The organism is Nitrospira sp. NS4 (assembly GCF_049546785.1).
Lineage (GTDB): Bacteria > Nitrospirota > Nitrospiria > Nitrospirales > Nitrospiraceae > Nitrospira_D.
On the sequence record NZ_JBMWAN010000002.1, the window covers coordinates 647201 to 672168 of the forward strand.

Genomic DNA, 24968 nt, shown 5'->3' on the forward strand with positions numbered 1-24968 from the left:
CAAGCCGATATTTTACAATCCAGAATTTTGCCAAGTATCACGCGTTTTAACCGTCTTAACTTTAATAATGGCCAATACATGACCTGGATCAATTGGCTCTAACAACTGATCGGCAGATACGGATACTGAAGTAACCAGGGAGTCGTCTTCAAGCAAACAGAAGAACGGGTTTTCATATTCCGTAGGCTTGTCGCCCTTGGGCAATTCCTGTGAATTGTGCGGCATTCGAAGGCTGTCCAATAGTGTTTTTAGCCGATTATCAATGTCACCTCCGCCCGTGAGAATGACACCCTTTTGCTCTTGGCGCAGGAGCAATACTTCCAACTCGGCATGAAGAAATAGTCGCTTAGAAATCAATGGCGCAAACTTGAAGCCAGCATGTTCGAAAATTACTGACGACGCCATCACGTCTTGTTTGGCTAAGAGGTCTTCTCTCGATTTCAGCGGCTCTTGGCTCCAGAGCTGTTTCAGTTGCAGGTGGAAAGAACGACGGAGCGGCTGTTTGTCTTTAGCCTTAGCATTGTTCCCTTTGAGAGGGCCACGGTAGGTAAGTCGAAATTCCATTGCGCGTTCCCTCCTAGCTCCCCCACATCAAGAGGGTCCGCGATCTTTTCGTTCGACCGCGCGCATTGAGCGAGCACCGACCATGATGTAGAAATCCGATGGTTCCTGCGTGCGCGCTCAGCGAGCGAGGAACGAAGAGAGCGCGGGCCCTAATCCGGCACTTGGCCTTCTTGGAAGAGCTGATTCATGAGCGCGTTGCGCATTTCGGGGTCGCGGTAGTACTTCACCGCCTTGGAGTAGTTTTCCATCGCGCTCTGGCGTTTGCCGCGGATGGCGTAGAGTTCGGCGATGCCGTGGTAGGCGCGGGGATCTTCTTCGTTGCACTTCAGGGCGCGGCTGAACATTTCCTGCGCGTCCTGGAAGCGTTGTTTTCTGAGGGCCAGCCAGCCCAGGGCTGAGTGTGCCGGACCGAAGTCGGGATTGGCCTCCAGCGCGTCGCGATAGGACCGGTCGGCCAGATCGAGCCGCCCCCGTGTTTCGTACAACCCGCCCAGCGCGAAGTGGACTTCGGCGTCTTTCGGATTGAGCTTCAAAGCCGTTTTGTAGGACTGCACGGCCGGCTCCATCTTCCCCTGTTCGGCCAGGGCGCAGGCGAGGTTGGCGTGGGCGACGTGGTCCTCGGGGTTGAGCTTGATGACTTCGCGGTATTGCGGGATGGCCATTTCGAGACGGCCCTGCTCCTGATAGGCGACGCCGAGATTCGTGCGGGCCGGCGCATAGCCGGGCGCGAGGCGGACGGCTTCGCGATATTCTTTGATCGCCATTTCCAGATGGTTCGCCCGTTCGTGGATCTGGGCGAGGAAGTAATGCGGATAGGCCGACTCGGGAGCGAGTCGCGCGGCCTCTTTGTATGACTTCATCGATTGTTCCGACTCGCCGGACTGGGCGAGGAACAGCCCCATGACCAGATGGGCGTTGGCTTTGTCCTGCTTCTGCCCGACGAACCCTTCCACCCATGTCCGCACTTCCGCGATGTCGTCGGCTTCTTGCAGACAGCGTGAATGGGTCTGCCAGGCGTCGGCGAACTGGCCGCGAACGAGGTGCACGACGTTGAGCACGAAATGCGGCCGGGGATCTTTTTCGACCCCAGCCGGGAGGTGGCGGGCCCAGGCCCGGGCTTCTGATTCGGCCAGATCCCACTGTCCGTCGATGAGGGCCGCTTCACATTGTGCTTGGTGGTCAGACATAGATGAGTGTGTGCGTTGTTATCTGGTGAGGGTGTCTTCGATGTCGGGCGACGTGGCTTGGATGCGGTCACCCAGCGCAGGATAGCGCGCCGCCAGCTTGTGTTTCATGAGCCAGGCGATGGTGCGATAGGACCAATGGCCTTTGACGCCGGAACGCAGCTTGGCGATGTATTCAGCTTCGGCATAGTCCATCTTGAACAGGCAGCGGACCTTGAACCCGAAAGGGGTCGCGTAGAGCGAGCCTTCGGCGCTGGTTTTCTTCAACTGCTCGATGTCGCTGCGGACGGCGTTCATCGCCTGCCGATATTCCTGATCCAATCCCGCCTGCACAAGCGGCGGCGGGACATCATACCCGTGGATCGTCGTAAAGTTCTGCTGGATCTGCTGGCAGCGCCGGTGCCGGTGCATGTCGCGCCAGCCGCCGATATCCATCAGGATGTCGAAGGTGAAGGCGTAGCCGCTGCGGAACTCCTTGATGAGTTCGTCGTAGGGGCCGCGCTTGCTCATGGCGACGTCGATGGTGTCCTGCTTTTGCTTCTGCGACCAGTTCCGCACGACGGCGAGGATGCTGCGGTAGGGCGCATGGGAGACGCGGTACAGCAGCGTCGTGACGATCTCGTCCATGGGATCGTGCGGTTCGATCAGATCGACCGGCTCTTGCTCGCCCCAGTTCGCCGGTTGATCCAGCCCTGTGCCCTTCAATGCTTCTTTGGCGTACCGCGCCAGATCTGTATAGACCGTCGCTTGATAGTCGTTCGGCCTGGCGTGGCGCGCCAGCGTCGGCGCCAGCGGTTCGCTGAGCCCGGCCCCCTGGCCGCTGAGTTCGCCCCAGAGATTCACCGGCTGGCGCTGGCAGGCCTCTTTCAGATCGTCCCCGATGAGCCGCAGCTCGGGCATCTGCGAGGACAAGAGTCTGGTGATCTGCTTCTCCAGCGTGCGGATGCTCACGACCTGCCCGACGTTCGTCCGGGCGGCGAGCGGCAGCAGATAGCGCGTGACGTCAAAGGCGCGGGCGGCGATCGTCCGTTGATAGTCGGCCGGCTTCATCGACTCGGGGCGGGGCTCCCGTTCGGTGAGAAACTGGGTCAGCGGCTGGTGCAAAAGCTTATAGACTTCGGACAGGCTGCGCAGAATGCCTTCATAGGTGCCTTCCGTTTCCGATCCGCGCAGGGAATCCGGGATGTACCATGAGCCGGAGGCGAAGTTCTGGTAGCGGCTGGATTTGGCCTGCCCGTCCCAGAGGGGCTCGTCTTCGAGGCGAATGGCCGCCAGTTCGGAGATGCCTTCAAAGCAGATGATGACATGGCCGAGGTCGGCGATCGACGCGTGGCCGTAGTCGAAATAGAACTGGTCCCAGAATTTTTCCGACGAGTGGCCGTGGACCCACTTGATGCTGCTTTCGATCGAATCGGGGGACCGGCTGTAACGCGCCAGGGCGTAGGCGGACTTCTCCGGCGGCATGGGGGCCAGGGCGATGACGCGACGGCTGGATTGATCCTGATTCATGGAACGACAGACCCCGGTTCGGTGACGACATCCGCGAGGGCCGAACTATACCCCCCGTGCCGGCGAGGCGCAAGGTCCGATCCGTTGACTTGCCGCGGAATGCGCCGCTATAGTCCGTCCCCATTGGCGAGGGGCCAGAGGCGCCAGGCGAGAGGAGATCTCGCCTCGAAACCTCTGGCCTTGTGCGGAGCACATGATGATCAAAGGCATCAAGGGCGTCAAAGATCTGCTTCCCGAGGAAGCGCCGCGCTGGCGTTTCATCGAGGACAAGGCCCGGCATTGGGCTACGACCTTCGGGTTTCAGGAAATCCGCGTCCCGATTTTCGAAGTGACGACATTGTTCGCCCGCAGCATCGGCGCCTCGACGGACATCGTCGAAAAAGAAATGTACACGTTTCAGGACCGGGACGGGACGTCGCTGACGCTCCGTCCTGAAGGCACGGCCGGCACGGTCCGGGCCTATATCGAACACAACCGCGCGGCGGATCCCCTGCCGCAGAAATATTTTTACTTCGGGCCCATGTTCCGCCATGAGCGGCCGCAAGCAGGCCGGCTGCGGCAGTTCCACCAATTCGGCGTGGAGTCGTTCGGGATGGCCGACCCGCGCGCCGATGTCGAGGCCATCGCGCTGCTCTGGCAGCTCCTCTCGGACCTCACGCTTCCGGCCTTGACCCTGGAAATCAACAATCTGGGATACACCAGCGACCGCGAGACCTATAAACCGGTTCTGGTTTCGTACCTCCAGCAGCAGCTTTCGAAGCTCTGCGCCAACTGCCAGCGGCGGATCGAGACGAATCCCCTGCGGGTGTTGGATTGCAAGGTACCGGATTGCAGAGCAGCCACGGAAGCGGCGCCGAAACTGGCCGAGTCGATGTCGGACAAAGCCCGCACCTATTTTGACGCGGTTCTAAAAGGGCTTGATAGCCTGGACATTCCCTACCATCTCAATCACCGGTTGGTTCGCGGGTTGGACTACTACTGTCTGACGACGTTTGAGGTGACCACGACGAGCCTCGGCGCGCAGAACGCAGTCGGCGCCGGCGGACGATACGACGGGCTGGTTGAGACTCTCGGGGGACCTCCGACTCCGGCCGTTGGATTCGCCGTTGGAATCGAACGGGTCTCCATGATGCTGCCGGAGAGTCAGGCTCCTCCCCCTGCCGGGGATAGGACGGTCTATGTGGCGGCATTTGGGGATCAGGGAGCTTCAGTGGGTTTCTCCGTTCTTCAAGATCTCCGCCGATCTGGCATCCGCGCGGTGGTCGATTTCCGGTCCGGCACCCTCAAGGCTCACCTTCGTCAGGCTGATCGCCTGAAGTGCCGCTATACCCTCATGATCGGCGATGACGAAGTGACTAAGGGCCTGGCGCTCCTGCGCAATATGGAAACGAAGGGGCAATCCGATGTCCCTCTTTCAGCCGTTGTTGCGTCAATCAAGCCGTTGATTTCTCCTTCTTGATCCCCCATTTTCAGGGTTGACTTTCCTCCTAAAAGTTCGTAGTCTCACACCTGTGTGTAATTTTATAAGTGTTTGATTAATTAATGTAAATATCTGTGGATTTCCTATGAGCAATCGGAAGCTTGGATTGCTTCTTTCTGTCCCGCCGACACACAAGAGTGTCGATACCGTTTTTCAACTGTCTCAAGCCGCACTCCGTCAAAGGGATGAGGTCTACTTGTACCTCATTGATGAGGGAGTAAAGAACATCCGTGATGCCCGTTATGAAGAGCTTGCAGCCGGCGGAGTGAAACTCTTTGCCTGCGCCTATGGATGCCAGCAACACCAGGTCCCTACAGAGGGGATATCCGACAAGATCTCTCTCTGCGGTCTGGTGGTGCTCTCAGGACTCATTGAGGCTTGCGACCAGTTCTTAGCCTTCACGTAACGCTCTCGCGGAAGTTGGCATCATGGCAAAAAAAGTCGCCGTCGTGATTCGAGAAGATCCCCGCAAGACTCACCGCCCGGTGGAAGCCTTGCGGATTGCCCTTGGTCTTGTGGCCGGGACGCATAAGACGACCGTCGTATTGCTCAATGATGCCGTACGACTCTTATCAGAAGACCTTGATGATGTGGTCGATGCCGATATTCTGGAAAAATACCTTCCCTCAATTGAGCATCTCGAAATTCCATTTATTATTCAGCATGATACAGACCGGTCTCTGGTCCAATCCCAGTTTGCCGCGACATATGAGACTCCTGATGCGATCAGGACATTTCTCGAATCTGTCGATCGGACGCTGGTTTTTTAACCTGTCAGGAATTGTGATATGACGTCGAGTCTTTATTTAGTCAGGAGTCCCCTTCAGCAGGTTGAACAGAGCTTGCTGGTGCCGGGCGATGTTGCTTCCCCGGTGATCGGGATTGAGAAAGCCTTGTCTCCTGCTTCAACGAATTTTGCCGAAGTTCTTTGTGAAAATCAGGCAACCAGCCAGTTTTCCGGGCAGCCTCTGACGGCGGATGATCTATTGGAACTTGCCTTTAGTTGCCCCAAGGTTATTGTGCTCTGACTTCTTAATAGCTTGCTTAAGAGAGAAAGATAGTCGGAGCAGTCGGAGTCGTAGTAGTGCATGGGTACAGTGTGAAGAGAGGCTACGTTGTTGGAAGATAAGGACAATAATTGACCGGTCGCTGCGGATGACATTGGGGATTTCCTCTGAACTTGTCAGAGAGTTGATCGGGATAAGATGTGGATCGGATTGGGAAGAGGTAAAGTCCGGCTCGACATTAGGGCGGCTACATGATAATCAGCGATCTGTTTGCTGGGCCAGGGACGGGGAAATCAGGGGTAAGTGATTGGTTATCCACAGGTGTGTATAACCCTGTGTATAGGAAATTTAAAGGGTTATGAGCGTCGATACGGTCTGGCAAGAGGCTCTTCATTACATTCAGGGAAAGGTGCCGAAGCAGGTCTATGATACCTGGTTCACTCCCGTTCATCTGGATCGTATAGAAAACTCTACGGCCCATATCGGTGTTCCGAACAAATTCTTCGGAGATTGGCTGAGTAATCACTACGGTCCCCTTCTGGCGGAAGCTGTCTCCTCTGCTCGCGGGGGCGGAGAGATGACCGTATCGTTCTCAGTCTCGCAAAGAACGTCCAAGCCGGCAGAAGCCCCGGCCGTTCCTCCCGCGGCCAAGAGCCAGGCACAAACCAAATCGCGTCGCGGCATCCAGCTCAACCCGAAATATACCTTCAAGAATTTCGTGGTCGGCGCAGGGAATCAGTTTGCCCACGCGGCCTGCATGGCCGTCGCGGAGCAGCCGGGGAAGGCCTATAATCCCCTGTTTATTTACGGGGGTGTCGGTCTCGGCAAGACGCACCTGCTGAACGCCATCGGCAATCATGTGGCCGAGGGGACCGATCTCCGTATTGCATACCTGACGACCGAGCAGTTCACCAACGAGGTCATCAACTCCATCCGCTACGACAAGATGATGGATCTGCGGAAGCGTTACCGGCATATCGACATGCTGATGATCGACGATATCCAGTTTTTGGCCGGCAAAGAGCGGACGCAGGAAGAATTTTTTCACACGTTCAACGCCTTGTATGAAGGCCACAAGCAGATCGTCCTCTCCAGCGACCGGTTTCCGAAGGACATGCCGGACATCGAGGAACGGCTGCGGTCCCGCTTCGAATGGGGGCTCATCGCCGACCTTCAGCCGCCCGACGTCGAAACCCGCATCGCCATCTTGCGCAAGAAGTCCGAGGATGAAGGGGTCAAGCTGCCCGAAGACGTCATCCAGTTCCTCGCGACGACGATGAAGAGCAATATCCGCGAACTGGAAGGGAGCCTCGTGCGATTGGGCGCCTACGCGTCGCTGACCGGCCAGGTGATCACGCTCGAGATGGCGAAAAACGTGCTGCGCGATCTGATCGGGGACAAGAAAAAGATCGTCGCGATGGAAGATATCCAGGAAGCGGTGTGCACCCAGTTCCATTTGAAGATGACGGAACTGAAATCCCGGCGGCGCAGCAAAACGCTGGTGCATCCCCGGCAGATTGCCATGTATCTCTGCCGCGAGCTGACCGATGCCTCCTATCCGGAAATCGGCCGCCATTTCGGCGGGAAGGATCACACGACCATCATCCATGCCTGCCGTCAGGTCGCGAAGGCGAAGGACACCGATACGACGCTGAACGCTACGCTGGAGAATTTGAAAGAGCAGATTCTGAGGGGCTGAGTATTCTGCGAGGGAGAAGGGACGATGAAAGTACGCATTGGGCGCGATGAATTGTTGACGGGGCTCCAGCGTGTGCAGGGTGTGGTGGAGAAGCGGAACACGATGCCGATTCTGTCCAACATCCTTCTTGAGGCGAAACAGGACGGGGCCGAGATCGTGGCGACGGATCTGGAGATCGGAATGCGCGGGCTCTACAAGGCGACGGTGCTGCAGCCCGGCGGCGTGACGCTGTCGGCCAGGAAACTGTACGAGATCATCAAAGAATTGCCGTCCGGGGAGATCGAACTCACTGCGGGCGACAACAATTGGACGACGATTCAAGCCGGCAAGAGCCAGTTCAAGATCGTGGGCCTTCCCAGCGCCGAATATCCGGCCCTCCCGACCATCGACCGCGAAGGGCTCATTCCGCTCTCCGGCACCGGGCTCCTGGAATTGATCCGGAAGACCCTCTTTGCCGCAGGCGACAACGACGCGCGCTATATCCTGAACGGGTTGCTCGTGACCCTGATCATCACCGACAAGAAGACCGCGCTGCGCCTCGTCGGCACGGACGGTCATCGCCTGGCGGTGGCGGAACAGGAAGTGGGGAAAGCCGGCAAGGGGGGTCCGCAGGAGATCAAGGCCATCATTCCCAAGAAGGCCGCGCAGGAAATCCGGCGTCTCCTGGAAGAGGGGGGCGATGGCGAACCGCTGATCGGGTTTACGAAAAATTTGATGATCTTCCGCAAGAGCGGCCTGCTCATGACCTCGCGCCTGATGGAGGGCAATTATCCCAACTATCAGCAAGTGATTCCGAAGGACGGCGGCAAGAAGATCACCGTGAACCGCGCCGAACTGGAAAGCGCGTTGCGCCGCGTGTCCGTCCTGTCGAAAGACAAGGCGAATGCCGTCAAGGTCACCTTCTCACCGGGAAATATGACGCTGTTCTCGAGCAATCCGGACTATGGGGAAGCCACCGAAGAACTGGCGGCCGCCTATGAGGGTGAAGCGCTCAACACGGGATTCAATGCCCGCTACCTCCTGGACGTCTTCAGCGTCATGGATGGCGAGACGATTTCCCTGCAGATGGATACGCCCCTCAGTCCCTGCTTGATCCAGGAGTCCGAGAGTCCCGGATTCAAGTGTGTCGTGATGCCGATTAAAATCTAGGAGACGGATGACCACGAACGAGTCGATCAGCAAGCCCAAGTCCGACAGCTACAGCGCCGACCAGATCAAAGTCCTCGAAGGCCTCGATGCCGTGCGCAAGCGCCCGGCCATGTATATCGGCAGTACGGGCGTCGACGGGTTACACCACCTCGTCTACGAAGTCGTCGATAACAGCGTCGATGAACACATGGCGGGGTTCGGCGAGACGATCGAGGTCACGATCCACATTGACGGCAGCGTGACGGTGATCGATAACGGCCGGGGCATTCCCACCGGCATGCATTCCACGCAGAAGAAATCGGCGGCCGAAGTCGCCTTGACGGTCCTCCATGCCGGCGGCAAGTTCGAGCAGGGCGCGTACACCGTGTCGGGCGGTCTGCACGGTGTCGGCATTTCGGTCGTCAATGCGCTCTCCGAGTGGCTGGAGCTCGAAATCTGGCAGGACGGCCAGGTGTTCGAACAGCGGTACGAGCGCGGCAAGCCCGGCGCGCCCCTGCAAGTCACCGGCAAGACCAAGCGGCGCGGGACGATGGTCACGTTCAAGCCGGACGGGCAGATCTTCGAAACGCTCGAGTTCAGCTTCGACGTCCTGGCGCAACGGCTCCGCGAACTGGCCTTCTTGAACAAAGGGCTCGAGATCGCGCTGAAGGACGAGCGCAAGGAAAAGGAACAGGTCTTCAAGTACAAGGGCGGCATCGTCTCCTTCGTCGAGCATCTCAACGAGGCGAAGACGCCGATCCATAAGCCGATTTATGTGAACGTCGAAAAGCCGGACATGATCCTGGAGCTGGCGCTGCAGTACAACGACAGCTACGCGGAAAACCTGTTTTCTTTCGCCAACAACATCAATACGAAAGAAGGCGGCACGCACCTGGTCGGTTTCAAAGCGGCGCTCACGCGCACGATCAACAGCTATGCGAACGCCAACGATCTGCTCAAGAAAGAAACCGAATCGCTCAGCGGCGACGATGTCCGCGAGGGCCTGACGGCCGTCGTCAGCGTGAAGGTGCGCAACCCTCAATTCGAAGGGCAGACCAAGGCCAAGCTCGGCAACAGCGAGGTGAAGGGCATTGTCGAGGCGGCGGTGAACGACGCCCTCGGCACCTATTTCGAGGAGAATCCGACCGTCGCCCGGAAGATCATCGGCAAAGCCATCGACGCCGCGCGCGCGCGCGAGGCGGCCCGGAAGGCGAAGGAACTGATTCGCCGGAAGAGCGCGCTGGACGGAGGCTCGCTCCCCGGCAAGCTGGCCGACTGTTCCGAGAAAGATCCCGCGCAGAGCGAGCTGTATATCGTCGAGGGAGATTCGGCCGGCGGTTCGGCCAAGCAGGGCCGCGACCGGAAGTACCAGGCCATCCTCCCGCTCAAGGGCAAGATTCTCAACGTCGAGAAAGCCCGGTTCGACAAGATGCTGACGAGCGATGAAATCCGCACGCTCATCATGGCGCTCGGGACCGGCATCGGCCGCAAGCGGGAGGAAGGCGACAAGGCAGAAAAAGACGCCTTCGACATCGCCAAGGCGCGGTACCACAAGATCATCCTCATGACCGACGCCGACGTGGACGGCAGCCACATCCGGACGCTCTTGCTGACGTTCTTTTTCCGCCAGATGCCGGAGCTGCTCGAGCGCGGCTACATTTACATCGCGCAGCCGCCGCTCTTCAAAGTGAAGAAGGGCAAGACGGAGAAATATCTCAAGGACGAAGGCTTGCTCAACGAATACCTCGCCGATCTGGCCGTGGAGGACGTCGAAGTGTATGTCGAGGGCAGCCAGGGCTACGTCACGGGCCGCCGTCTCCTGCCGGTGCTGAAGAAGCTGATCGCCTTTGAAACGTTCCTGCTGCGCCTCAACAAGAAACAGCATGAGGCGACGATTCTCCGGGCTTTCGTGGACGAGCCGGGGCTCGATCGCGAGATGCTGAAGAATCGGGCCGCGCTGGCGGAGGTGGTGGCCAACGCCAAGCGGGTGCTGGAAGCCGTCTATCCCAAGTCCACGGCCAGTCTCGAGATCGTCGAGGATGAGGAGCATCAGTCGAACAAGGTGGTGGTACGCATCGCCGGAGCCGGCATGGTGCATACCCTGGACCTCACGCACGAACTGGTCGGCTCGGCGGATTTCCGGGAACTGCAGAAACTGGCCCCCTCGTCGATCGGGTTGGGCCGCGCTCCATACAAGCTCAAGGCCAAGGGGCAGGAGCAGGTGGTATCGGGGACGTCGGAGCTGGTCAAAGCCATCATCGACATCGGGAAACAAGGGTTGAGCATCCAGCGCTATAAAGGGCTGGGAGAAATGAATCCCTCCCAATTGTGGGAAACCACCATGGATCCCGAAACCCGGACGCTCCTCAAGGTGAAACTGGAGGATGTGCCCGGCGTGGACGAAATCTTTACGATCCTGATGGGCGACGAAGTCGAGCCGCGCCGCAACTTCATTCAAGAACATGCGCTCGAGGTCAGAAACTTAGACGTCTAACATCGTTTGTGCAGCGTGAAGTGAGGGCGGATCGGAGATTTCCCGCCGTACGTTTCACGTTTCACGAGATACGTTTCACGAGGATGCAATGCCGCCTGATGAACGCCTAGGTTATATCGCCATTGAAGATGAGATGAAGTCGTCGTACCTCGATTACGCCATGAGCGTGATCGTGGGACGGGCGCTGCCGGACGTGCGCGACGGGCTCAAGCCGGTGCACCGCCGCATCCTCTTCGGCATGAACGAAATGGGCCTGGCCCACAATCGGGCCTACCGCAAGTCGGCCAAGATCGTCGGCGAAATCATGGGCAACTACCATCCCCATGGGGACTCGGCGATTTACGACACGCTCGTGCGCATGGCGCAGGACTTCAACATGCGCTATCCCCTGGTCGACGGCCAGGGCAACTATGGCTCGATGGACGGCGATTCCGCGGCGGCCATGCGGTACACGGAAGCGCGCATGACCAGGCTGGCCGAAGATCTGCTGGCGGATATCGACAAGGAAACGGTCGACTTCGGCCCCAACTACGACGAGTCTCTGCAAGAGCCGCTGGTCCTTCCGACCAGAGTCCCGAATCTGCTGATCAACGGCGCGGGCGGCATCGCCGTCGGCTACGCGACCAATATTCCCACGCACAATATCGGCGAGGTGATCGACGGGTTGCTCCTGTTGCTGGAGAACCCCGAGGTGACCGTCGCGCAGCTCATGAAGAAAATTCCCGGCCCGGATTTCCCCACGGCAGGGTTTATATACGGGATGAGCGGCATCAAGGACGCCTACGAAACGGGGCGCGGCCTCCTGAAAGTGCGGGCGAAGGTCAACGTGGAGTCGGACGAACGGACCGACCGGGAGCGGCTGATCGTCACCGAAATCCCCTATCAGGTGAACAAAGCCAAGCTGATCGAGAAAATCGCGGAGCTGGTGCAGGAGGAGCGGATCAAGGGCATCGCGGACCTGCGCGACGAATCCTCCGATCGCGAAGGGGTGCGGGTCGTCATCGAATTGAAGCGCGGCGAGATCCCGCTCATCGTGTTGAACAATCTCTACAAGCACACGCAGCTGGAAACCACGTTCGGCGTCATCATGCTCGCGCTGGTGAACAACCGTCCGGAAGTCCTGAACCTGAAGCAGATTCTGCACCACTTTATCGAGCACCGGCGGGAAGTCATCGTTCGCCGGACCGCCTATGAGCTGCGCAAGGCCGAGGAGCGGGCCCATATCCTCGAAGGCCTCAAGATCGCCCTCGACAATCTGGATTCCGTCATCGCGCTCATCCGCCGCGCGCAGTCGCCGGACGAAGCGCGGGCCGGGCTCATGAGCCAGTTCGGCCTGAGCGAAATCCAGGCGACCGCGATTCTGGAGATGCGCCTGCAGCGCCTCACCCAGCTCGAACGCCAGAAGCTGGTGGAGGAATACCAGGAAGTCCTGAAGCAGATCGAGTACCTCAAGTCCGTGCTGGCCAGCGAAGCCCTGGTCCGCAAGATCATCCATGACGAGCTGGTCGAAGTCCGCGAGGCGTACAAGGACGAACGGCGAACGCAGATCGTCAAAGAGGAAGCGGAGTTCACCCTGGAGGATCTCATCGCGGAAGAAGAGGTCGTCGTCACGATTTCCCATACCGGCTATATCAAGCGGAACGCGGTCTCGCTCTACCGCGCCCAGCGCCGTGGCGGGAAGGGCAAGATCGGGATGGGGATCAAGGACGAGGACTTCGTCGAAACGCTCTTTACCGCCTCGACGCACGACTCCCTCCTGTTCTTCACCGATGCGGGAAAAGTGTTCTGGCTGAAAGTTCACGAGATTCCGGAAGCCAGCCGGGGCGCGAAGGGGAAGGCCCTGGTGAATCTGCTCGCCCTCTCGAAGGACGAGAAGGTCACGGCGACCATGCCGGTGAAGGAGTATCGCGACGACCGGTATGTCGTCATGGCGACGAAACAGGGCGTGATCAAGAAAACGGAACTCTCGGCCTACAGCAACCCGCGGCAGGGCGGCATCATCGCGCTTTCTCTGGATCCGGGAGACAAGCTCATCGCCGTGCATGTGACGGACGGCCAGCGGGAAATTCTCCTGGGAACCAAACAGGGTATTACGATCCGCTTCAAGGAAGAAGACGCCCGTCCCATGGGACGGACCGCCCACGGTGTGCGCGGGATCACGCTGGAAGAAGGCGACGAAGTCATCGGGATGGAAACCATCACACCCGATTCGACGACGGCGATCCTGACCGTCACCGAAGGCGGTTACGGCAAGCGGACTCCGGTGAATGACTACCGTGTCCAGGGCCGTGGCGGAAAAGGCATCATCAGCGTGAAGACGACCGAGCGGAACGGGCTGGCGGTGGGCTTCCTCCAGGTCCGCGAGGGCGACGAGATCATGTTGATGGCCGCGAAAGGCAAGTTGCTCCGCTGCAAGGTGGACGACATTCGCGAAGTCGGCCGGAACACGCAGGGCGTCCGCGTGCTCGAGCTCGAGGGCGAAGACGATCGGGTGATCGGCGTCGCCAGGCTGGCGGAAGTGGTCGAACGAGAAGACCCGGCTGCGGAGGAGACGCCCGGCGCCTGATCCGGCTGGTCATGCGGTCCACCGCGCCGGGCTGCGCACATTCTTCCATGCACGAGCAGGCCTCCGCCCCAACGTCCTCCTCAAGTCCGGCGCCCAAGAAGCGGCTGGACACGGTTGTCAAATTGGCGCTCAGCGTGTTCGTGGGCTCCTTCGCGCTTATCTGGGGCGGGATGTATCTCAGCCGCCCGGACCGGTCGATCCCTCCCTATAGTGTCGGCTCGCAAAACGGCCACCTCGTCGCGACGCATGTCCCTCCCGCGACGACGGATCAGCAGATTGAGACCTTGCTGAACCGGTTTCGAAAGGTGGGTCACCAGACACACGATTTCGGTCCCATGAAGATCCGGCCCACCACGCCGGAAGATCCCGGTGGCCGGTATCGGCAAGTTCTGATCTATGTCTTTGACGATGACGGATGGACCGATCCCGAGGTGCTGGCGAAGTATGTGGCCGGGGATGCGGCAGTTGCGAAAGAGTTCGAGAAGTCCGTTCGGGGCTATTATTGGCTGCGCGATCAGGACGAAGAGGGCGGAATCGGTCCTCTGCCCAAGCCCGGCATGATTTCCGATGCGACGCGTGTGCTGTTCAAGGGACGCGTGACGGATCCCCTCCCGGTGGAGACGGAGTCCGAGCAGGATAAGTCGATATCACCTCTGTAAACCGCTGACGTATGTCAGGGTCCCGGATTACGGCCGTGTGAGATGCGGCTTCGGCTTGTGAGACCCCGGGAACGGGGGACGGTCCAGTAGCGGTAGAGGCTCCGGAAGAGTCCGCGGCGCGCGCGGGGATCTCGCCCAGGCGCAGCACAATGTCGGTGACCAGCTCCGTTCCGGCTTCCGCGTTCAGTTTGGCCAGCAAGGTGGGTTTCAAGAACGTGAGTTGTTGAAGCCAGACGGAATTCGGGACGACGAGGTAGAGTGTTTTGGCGCGAAGCTGAGCGGGCCAGGTGTGCGACGCGATGGGCTCCCCGACGATCTCGCGCCAATGCTGCTGCAGACGCAGTTCCACCAAGTGGGACTCGAGACCCAGCCGCTTGGCGAGCCCCGAGAGAATGGCGCCGAATGAATCGAGGGGACCGGATCCAGCCATGGGGCATCTTAGGCCGTAGCGGAGAAACGGGTCAAGGCGGCGTCCAGGACATCTATGACCAAAGAGACGGAAGACCAATATAAAGTCGTCGCCACGAATCGCAAGGCCTACCACGACTATTTCATCGAAGAGAAGTTCGAGGCCGGGATTGTGCTCAAAGGAACCGAAGTCAAGTCACTGCGCGAGGGGCGGGTGAACCTTCAGGACAGTTACGCGTCCGTCCATGAAGGCGAGATGTTTCTCCATCACTGCCATATCAGCCCCTACAGCCACGGCAACATCATGAACCAGGATCCGATGCGGGTCAGAAAGTTGCTGCTGCATAAGAAAGAGATCAACAAGCTGCTGGGCAAGACCCAGCAGAAGGGGCTCACGCTCGTTCCGCTCCGCATCTATTTTTCCAAACACGGCCACGCCAAGGTGGAACTCGGTCTGGCGAAAGGCAAGAAACTCTACGACCGGCGGGAGTCTCTGAAAACCCGCGAAGCAGGTCGAGAGATGGAACGGGCGATCAAAGGCCGGAAGCGGGACGAGTAAGCCGCGAATCTGCGGCTACTTGCGGGCAGGCCCGATCCATATCACCAGGACTTGGGCCGACCTTCCTGAACCCTCCGCCTCCTTGTTCGCGACCACCCGCACAAAGAGATCGATAGGATCACCCGCTGCCAGCGTCGAGGCGCGCAACCGGCTGGTATTCCCGCCACAGGCTCCCTGATCGAACACCTCAATTGTTCCCGTCTCGCCTTCCAACCTCAGGATCGTCGGCTCGTAGGGTCGGCCACAACCTTGCGGGAGGACAACGGTCTGAACAGACTTGCTCGTCCCGGTCATCCTGATCTGTCGCAGGTGGTAATCGCCGGGATTCGCCAGGACCATTCGTATGGGGATGGGGTCGAACCAGGCTAGTGGCATGTTCGTGGGGCCGAAGAGCGGACTGCCTGGAAGCTGGTCTTGCGCCCGAGTTGTCCCTGGAAATCCCGCGTTCAGGAGGCTGATGACAGAGAGCGAGGCGGTGATCCACCGCAAGCCCCTCTTCTGAACCAGCATGCGTTGGCAGGGTGAATCGCCGAATCTGGAACGGGTGTCCGGCATGGTCACGTCCTTGTTGCCAGCCTGTCACAGTCCACTATGTTCTCACGGCGATACGCGATTCCGGCTCCTTGGAGGAGCCATGCACAATCGCCGTGGCTTTGCCGATTTAATCTCATTGCCGCGATGAGGCCCGGCGGCCACCTCGCAAAAAGCCGCCTATCGTAGCATGTCGTGGGATGGTGCGACGAGGGCCCTTGACTTTGTACTAGTTAGTACTATTATGGTCTGTACGGTCGCATGACGGGATGGCCGCCTGGCTGCATGAGGCATGCACTCATGCAGACCCAAACTTAGGAGGAGATGCCATGAGGAAGTTCTTTCAAACGGATGACGAGTGGACCGGGCTGATCCTCCGACTCACGGCGGGGCTCGTGATGTTTCCTCATGGGGCGCAGAAGCTGTTGGGCTGGTTCGGCGGATTCGGCTTCAACGGGACAATGGGATATTTCACGGAGACCCTGCATCTTCCCTGGCTTGTGGCGTTCCTCGTGATCGTCGGGGAATCGTTCGGCAGTGTGGCGCTGATGTTGGGGCTGCTGACGCGGTTTACGGCTGCCAGCTATATCGTGATCATGCTGGGGGCGATTACAATGGCCCATCTCCCCTACGGGTTCTTCATGAACTGGTTCGGCAAGCAACAGGGCGAGGGATTCGAATTTCATCTGTTGGTCATCGGGATCGCGGCTGCGTTGCTCGTAACGGGAGCAGGCCGGTGGTCGGCCGATCGTCTGATCGCGGAGAAGGCCGGGAGATAAGCGAGAGACGTGGCGGAAGACTCGCGAAGGGAGGCGTCACCATGAACAGGATTGACAGGAAGCTCTCCGAAATCGATATCCGTCGAGCCCATGAGCGCTTCCACACGGAGATCAGCTGGCTCGATTCCTGGCACAGCTTCAGCTTTTCGAACCACTACGATCCGGCCAATACCCATCATGGGTTGTTGCTGGTGAGCAACGACGATACCGTAAAGGCCGGGACCGGGTTCCGCACGCATCCGCACCAGGACATGGAAATCGTCACCTGGGTGCTGGACGGCGAGCTGGAACATAAAGATTCCGAAGGCAACAAGGGGATTATCTATCCGGGACTGGCGCAGCGCATGAGCGCGGGCACCGGCATCTGGCACTCCGAGATGAACCCGCGGGCCGATCAGGATGTGCATTTCATTCAGATGTGGGTCGTTCCTGACACCCAGCGGATGACCCCCGGTTATCAACAGCTCGACGTCAACGGGCAGCTGGCGAAGGGGGGGCTCGTCCCGGTTGCTTCCGGCAAGGGACAGGACAGTGCGATCTCAATTCATCAGAAGGGAGCGGTCCTGTGGGTCGGGCGGCTGCAACCGGGAGAAACCGTGACCGTCCCGGATAATGCACACGTTCATCTGTATGTAGCGAAAGGCTCGGCGCAGCTGGAGCAGGCCGGCCGTCTGGACGCAGGCGATGCCGCGCGACTTACGGCAGCGGGAGCCCGGAGGCTCACGGCAGACGGGGCGAACGGCGCCGAGGTGCTCATCTGGGAGAGCGAAGGAACGATTGAATTCTAATGAGAGACGGTTACTACGTCTCTTGCCAGACGAGGTCACTGACGAACGGAAGGAGAACGACGATGAATAGACATGCAACCGCTGAGACGGCACAGGCAAAAGGAATTCTCGGAGTCTTTCAGCCAGGGTCGACGCATATGGTCGGGGACGGGTTTCCCGTGCGCAATCTCTTCCCGAGCAACGATCTCGATCGCGACGTCAGCCCTTTCCTCATGCTGGACTATGCGGGGCCGCAGTACTTCCCGCCGACGGACCATCCGCGGGGCGTCGGCGAACATCCGCATCGGGGGTTTGAAACCGTGACCATCGTATACGAAGGCATGGTGGCTCATCGCGATTCCGCCGGGAACGCCGGTGTGATAGGTCCGGGCGATGTGCAATGGATGACCGCGGCATCCGGCATCGTGCATGAGGAGTTTCATGAGAAGGAGTTTGCCAGGAAGGGCGGCACACTCCACGCCGTCCAACTGTGGGTAAACCTGCCGAAGGCCTCGAAGATGTCGGCGCCCGGCTATCAGACGATTCTGAACGGCGACATTCCGGCGATTGAGCTTGAGAGCGGAGCCGGCCGGTTGCGGGTGATCGCCGGGTCATTTCGCGGGCGCAAGGGCCCGGCTCACACCTTTACCCCGGTCGAGTTGTATGACCTGCAACTAAACAAGGACCATCACGTTCAGCTCGACCTGCCGGGCGGGCAGAACGCCTCGATCCTCGTGTTGCAAGGCCGCGCCTCGGTGAACGGATCGCATGAAGCGGGAGAAGCGGAATTGATTGTGTGCAAGCGGAGCGGGTCACAAGTCACGGTGGAGGCCCGGGAAGACAGCCGGCTCTTGGTCATGAGCGGAGAACCGATCGAGGAGCCGATTGCCCGCTACGGTCCGTTCGTCATGAATACCCGTGAAGAGTTGATTCAGGCCGTGCAGGACTATCAAGCGGGCCAGATGGGGCACTTGTCATGACGGATCGCGGACTCCATATCGAGGTGTATTCCGACGTGGTCTGCCCGTGGTGCTACGTCGGGAAGCGGCGGCTTGAACGAGCGCTCGCCTCGTTCGGCGGAGACGCACGCGTGACCTGGCGGCCGTTTCAGCTGAATCCGACAATGCCGAGAGAGGGCATGGATCGCACGGCCTATCTTGAGGCGAAGTTCGGGAGCCTGGAGGCATTCCGGCAACTGGAGGAGCATGTGCTGGCTGCGGGCGCGTCGGAGCGGATTTCCTTCGCCTTCGAGAAGATCGCGCGGACGCCGAACACGTTTGCCGCGCACCGGTTGATCTGGCTTGGTGAACGGGAAGGTTGCCAGGACGCGGTGGTCGATTCGCTCTTCCGGGGCTACTTCGAGGAGGGAGCGGATATCGGCTCGGTCCCTACCCTCCTTCAACTCGCTTCTCGTGCAGGATTGAGCGCGGAGCTTGTGGAACGTGTTTTCCGGAGCGATGAAGGAACAGCGGAGGTCAAGGCTGAAGAAGCGGCCGGTCACAAGCTCGGCATCCGCGGGGTCCCCTATTTCGTCGTCGACGGGGCCTACGCGATTTCCGGAGCGCAACCGGTGGACATCTTTGTGTCCGCGCTCAAGCGGGTGGTCGCGGACCGGGCTGAACGAAAGGCAGGTGTGTGATGGCGGTACAGGTCTATGGTTGCAATCATGTAGTCATCGAAGTGACCGATGCGAAGAAGGCCGTGAAATTCTATTCCGACGTGTTCGGCCTCACCATGCTCCGCGGGGGCGAGGGGGCCGCCTGGTGCAAGCTCGGCGAACATCAGTTCATGGCCATCTTTGAGGTCGAGCAGCTGCAGCCGGATCGCGTGAAGCACTTCGGTCTGATGGTCCGCGATGCCAAGCAGATCAAGGAAGTCAGACAGAAGCTGACGAAGAAGTACAAGCTGAAGCTGCATCCGGGTTTCCGTTGCGACTTTCGCGATCCCTGGGGCAATCGCATCCAAGTCGGCGACCTGAGCGACGAGTCGCTGGTCTGGCTCCTCCCCTACCAGGAAGTCCAGAAAGCCGGCATCACGTTCAAATCAACGAAGTGACGTCAATCGTATTTCGTGAAGCGTGAACCGTCGAGAATGTAAGCCAGGCTATTGTCTCGCGAGAGACGAATAACGCGTCACAGACGACAGGAGCGAATGATGAAAGCGCACTATCTCGGTCATGTCGTGTTCTATGTGAAGGACCTGCAACGTTCCCTCGCCTTCTATCGAGACCTCTTGGGCTTCAAGGAGGTCGGGAGGATTTTCAACGGCGCAGCGGCGGCACTCACCTCCGGCCGCACGCATCACGAGTTGTTGCTGATCCAAGTGGGCGATGCGCCTGGCCCGCCGGAAGGCCGCAGGCGCGGGCTGTATCACATCGGCATCAAGGTCGGCGACAGTCTTGATGAACTGCGCGCCGCGAAGCGTGAACTGGAAGATGCCGGTGTGACCATCGACGGCATGAGCGACCACACGGTGAGTCAAAGCCTCTATCTTCGCGATCCCGACGGCAACGAAGTCGAAGTGTATGTGGATGCGGATGAGTCGGTGTGGAAGAACAATCCGGCCGCAGTTGTCTCGCCGATCAAGCCGCTGCACATCTAGAAAACTCTTAGGAGGAATCCCAAGGGAGATGACAGATCGAGCTCCGGGACGGTCTCTCATTCGCTTGGTGCTGCCGAGGCCGGCGATGAGCGTCACCCTCTTAATCGAAGCATCTTCCATTCTCTCTATCTTATTCGGACGTTAGCAGCACAATGGTCATGTGCCCCTTTTTTCCCCAGATCCAAGGGGGAACTGTCGCGGATCTCCCCGATCTTCTTGTGAGGTTGCTCTATAAGTGATGGAAATACCAGACTTTGTACATGGCAAGGGTTTCGCACTATTACTTATCCCATGGCATGTGGGGACGGTGGCGAGACGAATCAAGAGACGAGAGTCTCACAACAGAGGGGCAACTATTATGAGTAAGACGACGGTTCTTGGTGCGATGGTCCTGGCCTGGTGATGCTGGCATCCCAGGGGTTTGCCGACGAGGGGGGCAACACCGAAAATCGACGCGCATGAAGGTCGATGGTGTCGTCTCGAAGTTGCTGTCAGGTCATACGACTGTGAAGACCTCATGGGGGTCGATGACGTTTTCTACTTCCACCGGGCTGAACAATCTGGAAGTCGGCGAAGAAGTGGCAATGCAGGTGAATGAGAACAATGATGGAAAAGAAAAGCATATGAAAGGAACTCACCGCCTGATTTCTGGCAAGTTGATCCGCACCGGCCCCAACAAGAATCAGGTCAAGTTCTCCACTCCGGAAGGAGAGAAAGTGTTCCCGCTGGAGCGGATGGAGGTGAAGACCAAGCACATCGCGGAGGCGCCAATATCGTGGTGGAGCTGAACGAGGAAGGCCCAATAACCAATAAGTAGGCGGAAGGAACTGGTCGTCCTGGGATGGCCAGTTCCCTCAGGATGTCACCTGCTCCTGAGAAGCGGATTGTCCCCCCTGCAGCCAAATATGGAGGGTGCCATGCCGGTAACATTAATCAACGTGTTTTCTGTCCCGAAAGCGAAGGAAGAAGAATTTGTGAAGTGGTGGCAAGACGTCAAGGACAACATCACCAAGCAGCCGGGGTTCATCAGCGGCAAGTTCCACAAGAGCATCAAGCCGGACAGCAAGTTTAACTTCATTAACGTTGCGATCTGGGAAAATGAGGATATCTACTGGAAAGCGTACGAGAAGAGCGTCACGCCCATGAAGGCGAAGTTGCAGCAGTTGGAGGTTGAGATGACGCCGGCTCTCTATCATGTCGCCTTCGAGTACTGATTCACCGTTCCTCACGGTGAAAGGGCTGTTCATGCGAAGGAGGGTGTCATCCAGGCGCTTGTGTTGACGGCTAAAGCTTGATGAAGGTCATCTGGTCTAAAAGGAGGACAGCATGGTAATACGCAGCACATTTAGAGTGGTAGTCGGGATTTTGGTGATCGCCGGGGCGCTCGCAGCTGCGGCTTGTCACCGCCATCATACGCCGGCGGAGCGAGCCGATTGGATGACGGGCAAAATCGCCAAAGAGCTGAAACTTGACGAACAGCAGAAAGCCAAGCTGGCTGCCGTGAGAGACGAAGTGTTGGCCGCTCGCGCCGAATCAAAGAAGGAGCGTCGCGCGATGATGGAGGAGGTGATCGCTCAGGTGCAAAGCGAGCGATTGGATCAGGCGAAGGTGAGCCAGCTTTTCGAACAACACCAAGCGGGGCAAACTCGCATGCTGACGCGTGTGTTACCCAAGGTAGCGGAATGGCACGCCAGCCTGCGACCAGAACAAAAGGCGGAAGCGGTGGAACACTTGCGGAAATGGATCGAACGCCATGAAGACGGGGAATAAGAGATTGGCCTGCCAAAGATCACGATGCAGAAGAACGGGCAACCGGTGAGGTTGATGTTGCAAGCCAAGCTTGCCGGCGCCTGGGTGGAGGACGCACGACAAGTGTGGCAAAGTCGATTGCCGAAGCATCCAACATTGGAGAAGGGTCGATCATGAGAAATGATCTGTTGTGGGTGGCTCCTCTGGTACTGCTTCTTGTATCGTTCGGAACGTGGATGACTGCGACACCTGCGCATGCGGCAGCGGGAGATGCTCGAAAGGGCAAGGCCGTTTACGAGAAGACCTGTGTGCTCTGTCACGGTCCTCAAGGGCGAGGAGACGGCTCCGTCGGAAAGACCACCAATCCTCCCGCGGCCGACTTCACCAGCGCGGCGAGCAAGAAGAAAACCGATGCAGAATTGCCCGACACGATCGAGCACGGCCGCCCGCCAACGGCGATGGTGGGCTGGAAGGGACAACTGTCGGATGCCGAGATTCAGGATGTCCTGGCCTATGTGAAAAGTCTGAGACAGTGATTCACGGGATGACAGGGGGGTGTAATTCAAATAACCAGGAGGAGAACTCATGGAAAAACCAGTCGTCGCAGCCAAGCAACCGGCGGTGTTGGAGTTGGAACCCGGCACGTACTATTGGTGCCGGTGCGGCCGTTCGAAGAAGCAGCCGTTTTGTGACGGGTCTCACAAGGAAACCAGTTTCACGCCTATGGAGTTCACCACGACCGAGAAGAAGACGGTCGCGTTGTGCCAGTGCAAGCAGACCAAGAACCCCCCGTTCTGTGACGGGACGCACAAGACGCTCTAAGCTGACGGGTTGAATAGTACGAACGGTGCGCGACAAAAGGTGAGCCATGAGCGAAGCGCTGAACGAGGATGGATATACGGTAAGGCTGACCGAGCGACGGCTGGTGGCGGAGGGGACGATGGCGTTCCATTTCGAAAAGCCGGCACAGTTTGTGTTCGCGCCGGGGCAGTTTGTCGATTTCACGCTGCTTCAGCCATCCGAGACCGATGCGGCCGGCAATACGAGAACCTTTTCTATCGCGAGCGCGCCGCAGGAATCGACCCTGATGGTGGCGACGCGGTTGCGCGATACGGCATTCAAACGGGAATTGCAACGGATGCCGATCGGCGCAACCCTCCGGATGGAAGGGCCATTCGGGAAATTGGTGCTGCATGCAGACCAGACCAGGCCCGCCGTGTTTCTGGCGGGAGGCATCGGGATTACGCCGTTCCGCAGCATGGTAGTCCATGCGGCGCTGCAGCGATCGCCGCACCGCATAGTGCTGTTCTATTCCAACCGGCGGCCGGAGGATGCGGCATTCCTGGATGAACTGCAGGCCCTGCAAGAGAAGAATCCGCATTATACGTTCGTGGGCACCATGACCGAGCCGGGGAAGTCTTCTCGTGCCTGGCAGGGCGAGACGGGATACATCAACGCCGCCCTGCTCTCCAAACATCTCGTGAATGTGGAGAAGCCGATCTACTATGTGGTCGGTCCGCCCGGCATGGTGACCGGGTTGCGGACCATGCTGAAAGACGCCCACATCGACGATGCGGACATTCGAACTGAAAAGTTCGCGGGCTATTAACCGAGGAGGCGCCCATGCCGTCTTTCGTGCGTTCTTATGCCAGCCATACCTATGCCTTGATGCGCATCGTCACCGGATTCCTATTCCTCTGGCACGGCACCCAAAAACTCCTCAGCGTGCCGATGCCCCCGCCCCCGCAGGTCCCGCCGTTCGTGATCGCCATTGCCGGGCCCATCGAGCTGATCGGCGGCATGCTCGTGATGATCGGGCTATTCACCGGCTGGGCGGCGTTTCTCTGCAGCGGGCTTATGGCTTTTGCCTATTGGATGGCCCACGGCACGCAGGCACTGTTGCCCATTCAGAACATGGGCGAGCTGGCCGCGCTCTATTGCTTTGTGTTCTTGTACATCTCGTCTCACGGCTCGGGCATCTGGAGCATGGACGCGGCTCGCGGGGCGGCGTAGGTCAGGCCGGATGGAGAGGAGGCCCTATGAAAGCGACCAGAGGAGAAGGGATTGCGTCCGCGTTGATCATGACGGTGTTGTTTGCGATGGGGGCAGCGGCAGGCATCGCAGGGGCGACGCCTCAGGAACCTCCTGCGACAGGGTTCGTCTGGAGGGACGGAGCCGAGGTCTATGCCAAGGTCTGCGCATTCTGTCATGAAGCCAAGGTCGGGCCGACGATTCGCGGCCGCGGCCTCGATCCCAACTACATCCGCTTTATAGCCCGCCACGGCAACCGGGCCATGCCAGCCTTCCGTGCAGCGGAAATCGACGACGAGTCGCTGGCGAAGGTGGCCGAGTATGTGTCGAAAGCAGCAGCCAACCAGTAGGGAGGGCTCACGCCATGGAGATTGATCGACGCAGCCTCATGAAAGGTCTGTTGGCGGGCGGAGCGTTGCTGGCGCTCGGCACTCCTCCCTGGGCGTTCGCGGATTCACCTACACGGAAACCCAGGCGGTGCCTGCTCTTCTTGGGAGGCAACAACGTGGACGACCTGTTTGAGAAAGGTGTCCGCGCGGCCTGTGTGGAGATGGGATATGACGGGCTGCAGACCGTGAAGGTGAACGGCGGTCTTCTATCCGATCCTGGCAAGATGGCCACGTTACTCGAACAGTCCGGAGGGGCTCGCTGGATTGCCGTCATGGACGATGCGAGTGCGGCGGTTTTTCAGGAACTGGCGCGGACGACAGGGGGTCGGCTGCTCTCCGTCGGCTCTCATGTGTCGGGGAGCGAGGGCCGTCCATCGCGGCATGTGTGGCTCGCGGCCTCGCCCGCTCAGGGTGCCGGCGGGCTCCTTGCCGCGCAACTCAGCGGCGCGCGTGAGAGTTTTGCGATCACAGAAAGCTTCCTCAACGAATCATCTGCCGCGAACAATCTGACCGGTTGGTCTGCACCGGGATTTTCCTCCTATCGGTCTGCCGGATCTGAATCGATGCATCTTCACTGCTCGGGACTCTCTGTCTCAGAGGCCTGTCGAGAACTGGGCCTTACCGGCCCCGAAGACTGGACGTCGATACCCCCGCATGTCTGCAAGCTTGAGACGGTTTCGCGGCAGTCTCCGCACTGGGTGGAATCCGTGGGTTATGCCGTAGCGGCTTCGGCCCTCGGGGTACATTCGATTCAGGAGTCCTGCTCCACCCGCGCGTTCGTCCATCGAACCGGCGGCCTTGATGAGCGGATAGTGAGCAGCGCACGATTCGTTTCATTTGTCATGGATATTTAGGCTCGAGAGA

30 protein-coding genes are annotated in these 24968 nt (G+C 59.1%); 25 read left to right on the plus strand and 5 right to left on the minus strand.

Features of this window, described 5'->3' with window-relative positions; translation table 11 throughout:
* Window positions 1-12 precede the first annotated feature (12 nt).
* The 3 genes from ACO9S2_RS07685 to ACO9S2_RS07695 all read right to left on the minus strand — a co-directional run bounded on the left by ACO9S2_RS07685 (window position 13) and on the right by ACO9S2_RS07695 (window position 3257).
* On the minus strand, window positions 13-564 hold the full coding sequence (locus ACO9S2_RS07685; protein ID WP_423721374.1) for a hypothetical protein: 552 nt from the start codon (window positions 562-564) through the stop codon (window positions 13-15).
* A 149-nt stretch (window positions 565-713) separates the two neighbouring features.
* Window positions 714-1751 carry a tetratricopeptide repeat protein gene (locus ACO9S2_RS07690; protein ID WP_423721375.1) on the minus strand — a complete coding sequence of 346 codons (1038 nt, stop codon included), beginning with the start codon at window positions 1749-1751 and terminating at the stop codon, window positions 714-716.
* 18 nt (window positions 1752-1769) lie between these two features.
* Window positions 1770-3257, minus strand: a complete 1488-nt coding sequence (locus ACO9S2_RS07695) for an FAD-dependent thymidylate synthase (protein WP_423721376.1) — start codon at window positions 3255-3257, stop codon at window positions 1770-1772.
* Window positions 3258-3450: 193 nt separating this feature from the next.
* Here ACO9S2_RS07695 and hisS point away from each other — a divergent pair, with 193 nt between their 5' ends.
* From hisS to ACO9S2_RS07740, 9 genes are all read left to right on the plus strand, one after another.
* Complete coding sequence (hisS, locus tag ACO9S2_RS07700; RefSeq protein ID WP_423721377.1) at window positions 3451-4716, plus strand: histidine--tRNA ligase; 1266 nt, start codon at window positions 3451-3453, stop codon at window positions 4714-4716.
* 106 nt (window positions 4717-4822) lie between these two features.
* Window positions 4823-5143 (plus strand): DsrE family protein, encoded by a 321-nt coding sequence (locus tag ACO9S2_RS07705; RefSeq protein WP_423721378.1) that lies wholly within the window; start codon window positions 4823-4825, stop codon window positions 5141-5143.
* A gap of 22 nt (window positions 5144-5165) precedes the next feature.
* A complete protein-coding gene (locus tag ACO9S2_RS07710) occupies window positions 5166-5507 on the plus strand; it encodes a hypothetical protein (protein ID WP_423721379.1) in 342 nt (113 codons plus the stop codon).
* 18 nt (window positions 5508-5525) lie between these two features.
* Complete coding sequence (locus ACO9S2_RS07715) at window positions 5526-5765, plus strand: hypothetical protein (protein ID WP_423721380.1); 240 nt, start codon at window positions 5526-5528, stop codon at window positions 5763-5765.
* Window positions 5766-6102: 337 nt separating this feature from the next.
* Window positions 6103-7443 (plus strand): chromosomal replication initiator protein DnaA, encoded by a 1341-nt coding sequence (gene dnaA / locus ACO9S2_RS07720; protein ID WP_423721381.1) that lies wholly within the window; start codon window positions 6103-6105, stop codon window positions 7441-7443.
* 24 nt (window positions 7444-7467) lie between these two features.
* Complete coding sequence (gene dnaN, locus ACO9S2_RS07725; protein WP_423721382.1) at window positions 7468-8592, plus strand: DNA polymerase III subunit beta; 1125 nt, start codon at window positions 7468-7470, stop codon at window positions 8590-8592.
* A 7-nt stretch (window positions 8593-8599) separates the two neighbouring features.
* Window positions 8600-11065: a DNA topoisomerase (ATP-hydrolyzing) subunit B gene (gyrB, locus tag ACO9S2_RS07730; RefSeq protein WP_423721383.1), complete on the plus strand. Its 2466-nt coding sequence runs from the start codon at window positions 8600-8602 to the stop codon at window positions 11063-11065.
* Window positions 11066-11153: 88 nt separating this feature from the next.
* Window positions 11154-13631 carry a DNA gyrase subunit A gene (gene gyrA / locus ACO9S2_RS07735; RefSeq protein ID WP_423721385.1) on the plus strand — a complete coding sequence of 826 codons (2478 nt, stop codon included), beginning with the start codon at window positions 11154-11156 and terminating at the stop codon, window positions 13629-13631.
* 11 nt (window positions 13632-13642) lie between these two features.
* Entirely contained in the window at window positions 13643-14290 is a 648-nt protein-coding gene (locus ACO9S2_RS07740) for a hypothetical protein (protein WP_423721386.1), read from the plus strand.
* On the opposite strand, the gene ACO9S2_RS07745 is transcribed toward ACO9S2_RS07740, so the two are convergent.
* Window positions 14217-14720 carry a DUF721 domain-containing protein gene (locus ACO9S2_RS07745; RefSeq protein WP_423721387.1) on the minus strand — a complete coding sequence of 168 codons (504 nt, stop codon included), beginning with the start codon at window positions 14718-14720 and terminating at the stop codon, window positions 14217-14219. The genes ACO9S2_RS07740 and ACO9S2_RS07745 overlap by 74 nt on opposite strands.
* A gap of 54 nt (window positions 14721-14774) precedes the next feature.
* Between ACO9S2_RS07745 and smpB the strand changes: the two genes are divergently transcribed.
* The gene (gene smpB, locus ACO9S2_RS07750; protein WP_423721388.1) at window positions 14775-15257 is read left to right on the plus strand and encodes an SsrA-binding protein SmpB; all 483 of its coding nucleotides are present in this window, start codon (window positions 14775-14777) and stop codon (window positions 15255-15257) included.
* A 15-nt stretch (window positions 15258-15272) separates the two neighbouring features.
* Here smpB and ACO9S2_RS07755 read toward each other — a convergent pair whose 3' ends face one another.
* Window positions 15273-15812 (minus strand): hypothetical protein, encoded by a 540-nt coding sequence (locus ACO9S2_RS07755; protein ID WP_423721389.1) that lies wholly within the window; start codon window positions 15810-15812, stop codon window positions 15273-15275.
* Window positions 15813-16117: 305 nt separating this feature from the next.
* On the opposite strand from ACO9S2_RS07755, the gene ACO9S2_RS07760 reads away from it, so the two are divergent.
* From ACO9S2_RS07760 to ACO9S2_RS07830, 15 genes are all read left to right on the plus strand, one after another.
* A complete protein-coding gene (locus ACO9S2_RS07760) occupies window positions 16118-16567 on the plus strand; it encodes a DoxX family protein (protein ID WP_423721390.1) in 450 nt (149 codons plus the stop codon).
* Between the two features lie 41 nt (window positions 16568-16608).
* Window positions 16609-17355 (plus strand): pirin family protein, encoded by a 747-nt coding sequence (locus ACO9S2_RS07765; protein ID WP_423721391.1) that lies wholly within the window; start codon window positions 16609-16611, stop codon window positions 17353-17355.
* Between the two features lie 62 nt (window positions 17356-17417).
* A complete protein-coding gene (locus tag ACO9S2_RS07770) occupies window positions 17418-18314 on the plus strand; it encodes a pirin family protein (protein WP_423721392.1) in 897 nt (298 codons plus the stop codon).
* Window positions 18311-18973, plus strand: a complete 663-nt coding sequence (locus ACO9S2_RS07775) for a DsbA family oxidoreductase (RefSeq protein WP_423721393.1) — start codon at window positions 18311-18313, stop codon at window positions 18971-18973. Before ACO9S2_RS07770 ends, ACO9S2_RS07775 begins: the two co-directional genes overlap by 4 nt.
* Window positions 18973-19389, plus strand: coding sequence for a VOC family protein (locus ACO9S2_RS07780; protein ID WP_423721394.1), 417 nt, complete (start codon window positions 18973-18975; stop codon window positions 19387-19389). Before ACO9S2_RS07775 ends, ACO9S2_RS07780 begins: the two co-directional genes overlap by 1 nt.
* A 99-nt stretch (window positions 19390-19488) precedes the next feature.
* Window positions 19489-19935, plus strand: coding sequence for a VOC family protein (locus tag ACO9S2_RS07785; RefSeq protein ID WP_423721580.1), 447 nt, complete (start codon window positions 19489-19491; stop codon window positions 19933-19935).
* A 527-nt stretch (window positions 19936-20462) separates the two neighbouring features.
* The gene (locus ACO9S2_RS07790; RefSeq protein ID WP_423721395.1) at window positions 20463-20723 is read left to right on the plus strand and encodes a hypothetical protein; all 261 of its coding nucleotides are present in this window, start codon (window positions 20463-20465) and stop codon (window positions 20721-20723) included.
* A 129-nt stretch (window positions 20724-20852) separates the two neighbouring features.
* Window positions 20853-21149, plus strand: coding sequence for an antibiotic biosynthesis monooxygenase family protein (locus ACO9S2_RS07795; protein ID WP_423721396.1), 297 nt, complete (start codon window positions 20853-20855; stop codon window positions 21147-21149).
* A 112-nt stretch (window positions 21150-21261) separates the two neighbouring features.
* Window positions 21262-21705: a Spy/CpxP family protein refolding chaperone gene (locus ACO9S2_RS07800; protein ID WP_423721397.1), complete on the plus strand. Its 444-nt coding sequence runs from the start codon at window positions 21262-21264 to the stop codon at window positions 21703-21705.
* Between the two features lie 152 nt (window positions 21706-21857).
* The gene (locus ACO9S2_RS07805) at window positions 21858-22220 is read left to right on the plus strand and encodes a c-type cytochrome (protein WP_423721398.1); all 363 of its coding nucleotides are present in this window, start codon (window positions 21858-21860) and stop codon (window positions 22218-22220) included.
* 49 nt (window positions 22221-22269) lie between these two features.
* Complete coding sequence (locus ACO9S2_RS07810; RefSeq protein WP_423721399.1) at window positions 22270-22506, plus strand: CDGSH iron-sulfur domain-containing protein; 237 nt, start codon at window positions 22270-22272, stop codon at window positions 22504-22506.
* 46 nt (window positions 22507-22552) lie between these two features.
* A complete protein-coding gene (locus ACO9S2_RS07815; RefSeq protein WP_423721400.1) occupies window positions 22553-23293 on the plus strand; it encodes a ferredoxin--NADP reductase in 741 nt (246 codons plus the stop codon).
* A gap of 14 nt (window positions 23294-23307) precedes the next feature.
* The gene (locus ACO9S2_RS07820; protein ID WP_423721401.1) at window positions 23308-23697 is read left to right on the plus strand and encodes a DoxX family protein; all 390 of its coding nucleotides are present in this window, start codon (window positions 23308-23310) and stop codon (window positions 23695-23697) included.
* A 26-nt stretch (window positions 23698-23723) separates the two neighbouring features.
* A complete protein-coding gene (locus tag ACO9S2_RS07825) occupies window positions 23724-24065 on the plus strand; it encodes a c-type cytochrome (RefSeq protein WP_423721403.1) in 342 nt (113 codons plus the stop codon).
* Between the two features lie 14 nt (window positions 24066-24079).
* On the plus strand, window positions 24080-24958 hold the full coding sequence (locus ACO9S2_RS07830) for a twin-arginine translocation signal domain-containing protein (RefSeq protein ID WP_423721404.1): 879 nt from the start codon (window positions 24080-24082) through the stop codon (window positions 24956-24958).
* Window positions 24959-24968 lie beyond the last annotated feature (10 nt).

What these genes read in the sequence shown, in the direction of transcription:
- ACO9S2_RS07740 (WP_423721386.1), top strand. Translation starts at nt 13,643, where the DNA reads ATGCGGTCCACCGCGCCGGGCTGCGCACATTCTTCCATGCACGAGCAG.
- dnaA (WP_423721381.1), top strand. Translation starts at nt 6,103, where the DNA reads ATGAGCGTCGATACGGTCTGGCAAGAGGCTCTTCATTACATTCAGGGA.
- ACO9S2_RS07685 (WP_423721374.1), bottom strand. Translation starts at nt 564, where the DNA reads ATGGAATTTCGACTTACCTACCGTGGCCCTCTCAAAGGGAACAATGCT.
- ACO9S2_RS07705 (WP_423721378.1), top strand. Translation starts at nt 4,823, where the DNA reads ATGAGCAATCGGAAGCTTGGATTGCTTCTTTCTGTCCCGCCGACACAC.
- ACO9S2_RS07790 (WP_423721395.1), top strand. Translation starts at nt 20,463, where the DNA reads ATGACGTTTTCTACTTCCACCGGGCTGAACAATCTGGAAGTCGGCGAA.
- gyrB (WP_423721383.1), top strand. Translation starts at nt 8,600, where the DNA reads ATGACCACGAACGAGTCGATCAGCAAGCCCAAGTCCGACAGCTACAGC.
- ACO9S2_RS07760 (WP_423721390.1), top strand. Translation starts at nt 16,118, where the DNA reads ATGAGGAAGTTCTTTCAAACGGATGACGAGTGGACCGGGCTGATCCTC.
- dnaN (WP_423721382.1), top strand. Translation starts at nt 7,468, where the DNA reads ATGAAAGTACGCATTGGGCGCGATGAATTGTTGACGGGGCTCCAGCGT.
- ACO9S2_RS07755 (WP_423721389.1), bottom strand. Translation starts at nt 15,812, where the DNA reads ATGCCGGACACCCGTTCCAGATTCGGCGATTCACCCTGCCAACGCATG.
- ACO9S2_RS07800 (WP_423721397.1), top strand. Translation starts at nt 21,262, where the DNA reads ATGGTAATACGCAGCACATTTAGAGTGGTAGTCGGGATTTTGGTGATC.
- ACO9S2_RS07830 (WP_423721404.1), top strand. Translation starts at nt 24,080, where the DNA reads ATGGAGATTGATCGACGCAGCCTCATGAAAGGTCTGTTGGCGGGCGGA.
- ACO9S2_RS07690 (WP_423721375.1), bottom strand. Translation starts at nt 1,751, where the DNA reads ATGTCTGACCACCAAGCACAATGTGAAGCGGCCCTCATCGACGGACAG.
- ACO9S2_RS07825 (WP_423721403.1), top strand. Translation starts at nt 23,724, where the DNA reads ATGAAAGCGACCAGAGGAGAAGGGATTGCGTCCGCGTTGATCATGACG.
- smpB (WP_423721388.1), top strand. Translation starts at nt 14,775, where the DNA reads ATGACCAAAGAGACGGAAGACCAATATAAAGTCGTCGCCACGAATCGC.
- ACO9S2_RS07795 (WP_423721396.1), top strand. Translation starts at nt 20,853, where the DNA reads ATGCCGGTAACATTAATCAACGTGTTTTCTGTCCCGAAAGCGAAGGAA.
- gyrA (WP_423721385.1), top strand. Translation starts at nt 11,154, where the DNA reads ATGCCGCCTGATGAACGCCTAGGTTATATCGCCATTGAAGATGAGATG.
- ACO9S2_RS07820 (WP_423721401.1), top strand. Translation starts at nt 23,308, where the DNA reads ATGCCGTCTTTCGTGCGTTCTTATGCCAGCCATACCTATGCCTTGATG.
- ACO9S2_RS07715 (WP_423721380.1), top strand. Translation starts at nt 5,526, where the DNA reads ATGACGTCGAGTCTTTATTTAGTCAGGAGTCCCCTTCAGCAGGTTGAA.
- ACO9S2_RS07710 (WP_423721379.1), top strand. Translation starts at nt 5,166, where the DNA reads ATGGCAAAAAAAGTCGCCGTCGTGATTCGAGAAGATCCCCGCAAGACT.
- ACO9S2_RS07785 (WP_423721580.1), top strand. Translation starts at nt 19,489, where the DNA reads ATGAAAGCGCACTATCTCGGTCATGTCGTGTTCTATGTGAAGGACCTG.
- ACO9S2_RS07745 (WP_423721387.1), bottom strand. Translation starts at nt 14,720, where the DNA reads ATGGCTGGATCCGGTCCCCTCGATTCATTCGGCGCCATTCTCTCGGGG.
- ACO9S2_RS07805 (WP_423721398.1), top strand. Translation starts at nt 21,858, where the DNA reads ATGAGAAATGATCTGTTGTGGGTGGCTCCTCTGGTACTGCTTCTTGTA.
- ACO9S2_RS07815 (WP_423721400.1), top strand. Translation starts at nt 22,553, where the DNA reads ATGAGCGAAGCGCTGAACGAGGATGGATATACGGTAAGGCTGACCGAG.
- ACO9S2_RS07695 (WP_423721376.1), bottom strand. Translation starts at nt 3,257, where the DNA reads ATGAATCAGGATCAATCCAGCCGTCGCGTCATCGCCCTGGCCCCCATG.
- ACO9S2_RS07765 (WP_423721391.1), top strand. Translation starts at nt 16,609, where the DNA reads ATGAACAGGATTGACAGGAAGCTCTCCGAAATCGATATCCGTCGAGCC.
- ACO9S2_RS07770 (WP_423721392.1), top strand. Translation starts at nt 17,418, where the DNA reads ATGAATAGACATGCAACCGCTGAGACGGCACAGGCAAAAGGAATTCTC.
- ACO9S2_RS07810 (WP_423721399.1), top strand. Translation starts at nt 22,270, where the DNA reads ATGGAAAAACCAGTCGTCGCAGCCAAGCAACCGGCGGTGTTGGAGTTG.
- ACO9S2_RS07780 (WP_423721394.1), top strand. Translation starts at nt 18,973, where the DNA reads ATGGCGGTACAGGTCTATGGTTGCAATCATGTAGTCATCGAAGTGACC.
- hisS (WP_423721377.1), top strand. Translation starts at nt 3,451, where the DNA reads ATGATGATCAAAGGCATCAAGGGCGTCAAAGATCTGCTTCCCGAGGAA.
- ACO9S2_RS07775 (WP_423721393.1), top strand. Translation starts at nt 18,311, where the DNA reads ATGACGGATCGCGGACTCCATATCGAGGTGTATTCCGACGTGGTCTGC.